General features: G+C 34.3%; 4 protein-coding genes. All 4 read left to right on the top strand.

Annotated elements, in window-relative coordinates; all coding sequences use genetic code 11:
* Window positions 1-272 precede the first annotated feature (272 nt).
* On the top strand, window positions 273-647 hold the full coding sequence (locus IBX42_RS12345) for a hypothetical protein (RefSeq protein ID WP_294933230.1): 375 nt from the start codon (window positions 273-275) through the stop codon (window positions 645-647).
* Entirely contained in the window at window positions 644-826 is a 183-nt protein-coding gene (locus IBX42_RS12340) for a hypothetical protein (RefSeq protein WP_294933229.1), read from the top strand. The genes IBX42_RS12345 and IBX42_RS12340 overlap by 4 nt, the downstream gene beginning before the upstream one ends.
* 14 nt (window positions 827-840) lie before the next feature.
* Window positions 841-1,299 (top strand): FKBP-type peptidyl-prolyl cis-trans isomerase, encoded by a 459-nt coding sequence (locus tag IBX42_RS12335; RefSeq protein ID WP_294933228.1) that lies wholly within the window; start codon window positions 841-843, stop codon window positions 1,297-1,299.
* A gap of 53 nt (window positions 1,300-1,352) precedes the next feature.
* Window positions 1,353-1,848: hypothetical protein (locus tag IBX42_RS12330; protein WP_294933227.1), on the top strand; the 496-nt coding region annotated here is incomplete at its 3' end.

Raw genomic sequence — 1,848 nt, 5'->3', positions numbered from 1 at the left:
TTTGTCCCTGCCACTAAAACGGACGCGTTCGTTTTAGTGCGTAACATCAGTAAGATAAAAGAGTTTTGCGATAAAAACGGTATAAAGTTTGGGTTTTTACCAACTCCCTCACGCTTTTATAGTGAAAAAAAAACTAGAGGAGTGGAGAAGGGTTTTTCACTAGCTTAATGAATTGAAGAAGAGACATAAAGAAGCCTTAGGATAAAGGATAAAGTATCATATATGATACATTATGGTATTATTATTGTAATAAAATAATGCAGGGAGCCAACATGTATAAAACTCTTATTATAAATGAACTCAAAAAACAAAAAGAGGCACTATCTATTCCCTATGAATCTATTGCCTCTCGTTCCGGTGTCGGCATAGCAACCGTAAAGAGGGCGTTTGGTGGTAGTGATGTTTCACTTAGCACACTTGATAAAATCGCCGTTGCGCTTGATTGTGAAATAAGTATCAAGCCTAAACACTCCGCAAAGTCACTTTATAAAATGCAAGTGGAAAAAAAAGCGCTTGAGATTGTCGAGAGGGTTATGCACACCTCTGCTTTGGAGGCACAAACACTTAACAGCGAAGCAGAGCGTAAAATGCTCTCTCAAGCCAAAGCTATGATTGCCAAAATGCCAAAGTCGCAGGTTTGGGGATGATAGCGTTTGATAAAGAGGGGGAAACTCCTCTTAATGATATATCTGGCTTAAAACTTAAAAAAATCACTTCGCGTAAAGAATTAGACGAAGCTGAAGCGCAAAATATTCTCAAAGCATACATTAAATATACACTAAGTTCAAGTAAATTACAAAAAAAACAAAAAGAGTTACTCGGGTAACTAAAGGATTTTCTATGGATAAAATTAAAAAAAATACGCTTGTGTCAATGCTTATAAAGCTAGAAGATAAAGAGGGCAACATCATTGATGAGAGTGAGGAGCTTATGTATCTTCACGGCGGTTATAATCAAATCTTTCAAAAGCTAGAAGATGAGCTTGAGGGAAAAAAGATAGGCGATACTTTTCATGTTACGCTCACTCCTGCAGAAGCGTTTGGAGAGTATGATGAGTCTTTAGTTTTAAAAGAACTGCTCAAAGATTTGCCTGAGGATATTCATGTAGGTGCAGAACTTGACGGCGAAGAGGAAGGCATCGTTTATGTCGTTGAGAGCATAGAAGAAATGCACGCAATTCTAAACGCAAATCATGAACTAGCAGGCATCCCACTCGTAGCAAGCGGCAAGATCTTAGAGATAGAACAGCTCTCGGACGAGGCTGCGGAAGAGCTGCTTAAGGTGGAACATCAGCATTGAGGTTTGGTGTTTTGGATGCGGGTATAAGAAGAAAAAAGGTTTAAGAGAATATGATGAAAAATAAAGAAATAATAAATCTTATTGAGAAAGAAATCAATAATGATATTAAAAGCATAGTGAATAAATTAGATTCAGAAAAATTATTAATATTTTTACTTATGCAACAAGAAATAATGTTTTCAACTTTAAGAGATGAGCAAGTAGAACGCAAAGAAACACTATCAGAAAGTTTTTCATATACAATAAACATAATTAAGCATTACAAAGCGATAAAACCAAGAAAACTACAAAACTACAATATAACAGGTTATATAAACCAGAAAAAGGAAATTTTAGATTCTTTAATATCTTTGCTTTTCACTAAAAGTCTGATTACAGATTTTAAAATTTATATCAGTAAACAAGGATATATACTTAATATTGAGAATAATGTATTAACAATTACTCATGAAATAGATAATTACATCAAATATTATAAGTTGGGCTATTTAAGAAACTCAACTTTCGCACCTAATTTACCAAAAAAACAATCCAAAAGTATTGCACTAA

The sequence above is a fragment of the Sulfurimonas sp. genome, from assembly GCF_014859695.1.
Lineage (GTDB): Bacteria > Campylobacterota > Campylobacteria > Campylobacterales > Sulfurimonadaceae > Sulfurimonas.
The sequence above is the reverse complement of the archived record's forward strand: the minus strand, read 5'-3'. Positions and strand labels throughout refer to the sequence as shown.